Annotated in this window: 5 protein-coding genes; all 5 read left to right on the forward strand. The window is 50.2% G+C overall.

What is annotated here, in order from left to right; genetic code table 11:
* The first annotated feature begins 88 nt into the window (after positions 1–88).
* From radC to QVO97_RS06210, 5 genes are read left to right on the forward strand one after another with little or no spacing between them, the layout of a single operon-like run.
* Entirely contained in the window at positions 89–835 is a 747-nt protein-coding gene (gene radC / locus QVO97_RS06195; RefSeq protein WP_022359509.1) for a RadC family protein, read from the forward strand.
* Positions 832–1,164, forward strand: a complete 333-nt coding sequence (locus tag QVO97_RS12725; RefSeq protein WP_022359510.1) for a cell shape-determining protein MreC — start codon at positions 832–834, stop codon at positions 1,162–1,164. Before radC ends, QVO97_RS12725 begins: the two co-directional genes overlap by 4 nt.
* A 10-nt stretch (positions 1,165–1,174) precedes the next feature.
* The gene (locus QVO97_RS12730) at positions 1,175–1,705 is read left to right on the forward strand and encodes a rod shape-determining protein MreC (RefSeq protein ID WP_369678387.1); all 531 of its coding nucleotides are present in this window, start codon (positions 1,175–1,177) and stop codon (positions 1,703–1,705) included.
* Entirely contained in the window at positions 1,686–2,204 is a 519-nt protein-coding gene (gene mreD, locus QVO97_RS06205; protein WP_022359512.1) for a rod shape-determining protein MreD, read from the forward strand. The genes QVO97_RS12730 and mreD overlap by 20 nt, the downstream gene beginning before the upstream one ends.
* Positions 2,197–5,097, forward strand: coding sequence for a penicillin-binding transpeptidase domain-containing protein (locus QVO97_RS06210; RefSeq protein WP_022359513.1), 2,901 nt, complete (start codon positions 2,197–2,199; stop codon positions 5,095–5,097). The genes mreD and QVO97_RS06210 overlap by 8 nt, the downstream gene beginning before the upstream one ends.
* Positions 5,098–5,210: the final 113 nt, after the last annotated feature.

Raw genomic sequence — 5,210 nt, forward strand, 5'->3', positions numbered from 1 at the left:
ATCGCATATCGTCTGATTTAATCAAAGAATCCCGCCAGGCGGGAATGGCTTTCTGTATGCAGAGGAGAGGCACGCAGGAGGACAATCAATGAAAAAAGAAATAAAGAAACCAGTAAAAAGTTTTGAACCGACCGCTGGATGGCGTCTTACCATGAAAGATATCCCTGAAAAAGACCGCCCCTACGAAAAATGTGAGAGGGAGGGAGTTGGGGCACTGACGGACGCCGAGCTTTTAGCGATCCTTATCCGGACCGGAAACCGGCAGGAGTCGGCACTTTCCCTGGCAACCCGGATTCTGGCGCAGGCGCAGCCGCCGGGAATTTTAGGGCTTTTGCATCTGACTCTTCCAGAACTGATGGAGCAGAAAGGAATCGGCAGGGTCAAGGGAATCGAACTTTTGTGTGTGGGAGAACTGTCACAGCGGATCTGGCGCACCTTGACGCTTTCAGAAGCGCCTGCGTTTACGGCACCGGAGGCGATCGCCGCTTTTTATATGGAGGAAATGCGTCACAAAGAGCAGGAAGAGATGCACCTGATGATCCTCAATACGAAGCAGAGGCTGATTCGGGATATCCTGCTGTTTCGGGGAACCTTCAATCACTCTCCGGCGTCTCCGAGGGAGATATTTATCGAGGCGCTGCGCTATCATGCAGCCAGCATCGTTTTAGTACATAATCATCCGAGCGGGGATCCTACCCCCAGTGCGGAGGATCGGCGGACGACCGTCCGGATTCAGGAGGCGGGCGCTATGCTGGGAATCCGGCTTTTGGATCATGTGATTATCGGCGAACAAGCCTATTTTAGTTTCAAAGAACGGGGAATACTATCATTATGAAAAACAGCAAGTATATTCTGGCAGGTATGTCAGCCTTCTGTCTTGTGCTGATTACAGCAACGTCTATCAAATCAAGCTTTCTGATGCCGCTTCGGACGGGTGTCGGTTTTGTTCTGGTACCGCTGCAGTCAGGCGTCAACGCGATTGGCACAGGTCTCTACAATACGCTTGAAAATTTTTCCTCCCTGCGGGAGGCGCAGGAGGAGAACAAAAATCTCCAGATGCGTCTGGACCAGATGGTGGAAGAGAACAACCGCTTGCAGTCGGAGCAACCGCTTGCAGTCGGAGCTTTACGAGTTAGACCGTCTCAGAGAGCTGTATCAGCTTGATCAGGAATATATGCAGTATAAAAAAATAGCCGCCCGTGTCATTGCAAAGGACTCTGGAAACTGGTTTCAGGTATTCCGGATCGACAAGGGAGCGGACGATGGCATTCAGGAAGATATGAACGTCATGGCAGGCGGCGGACTGGTCGGTATTGTAACCGATGTCGGGGCAAACTATGCAACTGTCCGCGCGATCATCGATGACGACAGCAACGTCAGCGGCATGTCCCTGCGGACCGGCGATACCTGTAATGTATCCGGCAACCTGACGCTTTACCAGGATGGACGGCTGGGACTTGACCATATCAAGAAAGAGGCAGATATCCAGGAGGGCGACAAGATCGTGACCTCCAACATCAGCGATATTTTCCTGCCGGGCATTCTCATCGGTTATGCCTCCGGGCTGACGACCGATGCCAACAACGTAACCAAATCTGGTACAATCATTCCGGTTGCAGATTTTGATAACCTGCAGGAGGTACTGGTAATCACCCAGCTGAAAAATGGGGATGGAGGCGACAATAATGCGGAAGCTGCTGATTAACCTTGTCATGCTGATTCTGGCATTCACGATCCAGATCTGCGTGTTCCCACAGATCGCCTTCTTATCTTCGGCTCCGAACCTGCTGCTGATTGTGGTGTTTGTGTGCAGCTTCATCGAGGGGCGCGAGCGGGGGATGTTCTACGGGCTGGTGGCAGGTCTTTTTATGGATCTGTTTTACAGTGGACCATTTGGCTTTTATACACTGTTTTTCATCAATCTGGGGTATGTCAGTGGAATCTGCAACAAGTATTATTATGAAGACTACATCACGCTGCCGCTGCTTTTAAGCCTGGCAAGTGATTTAATCTATAACCTGTACATCTATGTATTCCGGTTCCTGATACGGAATCGTCTGAATTTTGGGCATTATCTGGTCTCCATCATTATCCCGGAGATCATATTTACCACGGTTACGACGCTTGTCGTATACCGGTTTTTCCTTTTTATCAACCGGAAACTGAAAGAATGGGAACAAAGGAGAGATTCGAACATTGTTTGATGACCTGAAAGAATATCTGCGAGAATGGTTCAAAAAAGTGATTACCTCCCGGCTTTTTGTCCTGGCGGTTGTGTTCTGCCTGATGTCGTCCGCATTGGTGATGCGGTTGTTCAACCTGCAGATCATCAAGGGCGAAGAGTATCAGGATGCATATACAGCGATGACGGAAAAAGTCATAAAGACTGCCAGCACGCGGGGTAATATCTACGATCGGAACGGCAATGTGCTGGCGTACAACGAACTGGCATACGACGTTACCATACAGGATACCGGTGCGTACAAGACGGATGCACAGTGGAACACGATGCTCTACGATCTGGTATCGATCTTGAATAAACACGGTGAGAGCGCACAGACCAGTTTAGAGCTTACGCTCGATCACGATGGAAATGTCGTGTATACCTCCGAGACACAGTCCGGACGCAAGCGATTTTTGCGTGATTATTATGGTCTTAAAAATGTGGATGAGATGGACGATTCAGATGGAAAATACCCGTCCGACATTTCAGCGCCAGATCTGCTGGAGCGGATGAAAAAGGAGTACCACCTGACACTCGGTGACGATAAGAACCGGGACGGGCGTCCGCTTGACAAAGACGGCAATCCGATCGATGTTTCGGATGAGGTGGCGCTGCAGATCGTCGGTATCCGCTACACGATGCGTTTTACCGCGTTCCAGAAGTACGAATCGACAACGATCGCGACGGATATCAGCGATGAGACCGTTGCAGACATTTTAGAGCACGCAGCCGATCTGGTGGGCGTCAATATACAAGAATCGACGATCCGTGTGTACAATGAAAGCCTCTACTTTGCGCCGATCATTGGATATACGGGAAAAGTAACGAGCGAACGTCTGGAGGAGTTAAAGGCGGTCAACGATGACTATGAGTTAAATGATGTCGTAGGCCGTACCGGCATCGAATCCTCGATGGAGCTGGAATTAAAGGGTAAGAAAGGTTCCCAGACGGCATATGTAGATAACGTCGGAAGAATCCTAAGCGTGACCGGGGAAGTCGCACCGGTGGCAGGCAACGATATCTGGCTGACCCTCGATCTGAACCTTCAGAAGGGTATTTACCACATTCTGGAGAAGCAGCTGGCGGGCGTCTTGTTAAAGACGATTGTCAACCAGGATGAGAAAGATATCGCTTATATCGATTCTTCCAGTATTAAAATACCGATCAAGAAGGCATACTTCCAGCTGATCAACAACAACGTCCTCTCGATTGATAATTTTGCTTCCGAAGAGGCATCCGATGTGGAACAGCAGATTTATCAGAAGTACGAGAGCTCACGCGTGCGGATTGAACAGGAACTGCGGGGCGAACTGCAGTCTGAAAATGCAACGCCGATGAACGCGCTGTCAGAGGAAATGCAGGCATATATGCAGTATATCTATTCGTATCTTTCTTCCAGCAACAAGGCGATTGTCCAGCGTGATGCGATCGATACGTCCAGTGACATGTATCAGGCGTGGAAGAACGGTACGATCAGTCTGCGGGAATACTTATATTATGGAATTGCCAACAACTGGATCGATACGACGAAGCTGGACATCCAGAGCCGCTATTCGAATGCGGACGATGTCTTCACGGCACTGCTGGACGACTGTTTCCGCGATCTGGAAAAGGATCCGGCATTCGAGAAACTGATTTATCAGTATTTAATCAATAACAATGTTGTGACCGGGCGCGAGCTCTGCATGGCGCTCTATTCCCAGAATGTGCTTGCATACGATGAGAATGAGGTCAACCTGCTGCGTGTCAGCGGGGAAGAATATGCGTACCAGTTCCTGATGAATAAGATCCGCAATATTGAGATCACACCGGCGCAGCTGGCACTTGACCCGTGTACGGCGAGCTGTGTCGTGACGAGCGCGAAGACTGGCGAGGTGCTGGCACTGGTATCTTATCCAAGCTATGACAACAACCGGATTTCGGACAGCACCTATTTTGCCCAGCTAAATGCCGATCAGTCGCTGCCGCTGCGAAACAATGCGACGCAGACGCTGAAAGCACCAGGCTCCACCTTTAAGCCGATCACGGCGATTGCAGGTCTGGAAGAGGGCGCAATCACGCTTTCTGATATGATTAACTGTACCGGTATTTATGAGGAAGTCAGCAATCCGATCCGATGCTGGAAATATCCGGGCTTCCACGGACCGTTAAATGTCGTGGGAGGTATCGAAAATTCCTGTAACTATTTCGTCTCGGAGGTGGCGCACCGCCTGTCCACAGAGACAGATGGAAGCTACAAACCGGAGAAAGGTCTGGAGACGCTGAAAAAATACGCGACCATGTTCGGTTTGGACCGGACTTCGGGCATTGAAATCTCGGAGGCGACGCCGTCTATCAGTGATACCGATCCGGAGCGTTCCAGTATGGGACAGGGTACGCACCAGTTTGCGAGCGTGCAGCTTGCCCGCTATGTGACGGCGCTTGCCAACCGCGGCACGGTCTATGATCTGAGCTTGATTGATAAGGAGACGGATTCCCAGGGTAATCTGGTCAAGGATTATTCGCCGGCTGTGGCGTCAACCCTTGATTTCCAGACAAGTACCTGGGATGCAGTCCAACAAGGTATGCGCCAGGTAGTTACCAACAGTTCGACCAAGCGCGTGTTTGATGGTCTGGACGTACACGTGGCCGGTAAGACCGGTACGGCGCAGGAGTCCCAGAAACGGGGCAACCACGCGTTCTTTATTTCGTTTGCACCGTATGAGAATCCGGAAATTTCGGTGACGGTCAGTATCCCGAATGGATATTCTTCTTCGAATGCGGCGATGGTGGCAAAACACGTATATCGTTACTTCTATGGCTATGCGAGTCTGGATGATATCCTGAATTCAGGAGCATTGGATGCGTCCAATGAACGAATCAATGGAGATTAAGAGGTGATGGAACTATGAAAAGTTCCGTAGTAATAAAGGGATGTAAGTCCGGTATGACGGTAATTCTGAATCCGGACACCCCCTTTGAACAGTTACTGGAGGATGTAGGGAAA

This window comes from Clostridium sp. CAG:43 (assembly GCF_000434655.1).
GTDB lineage: Bacteria > Bacillota > Clostridia > Lachnospirales > Lachnospiraceae > Otoolea > Otoolea fessa.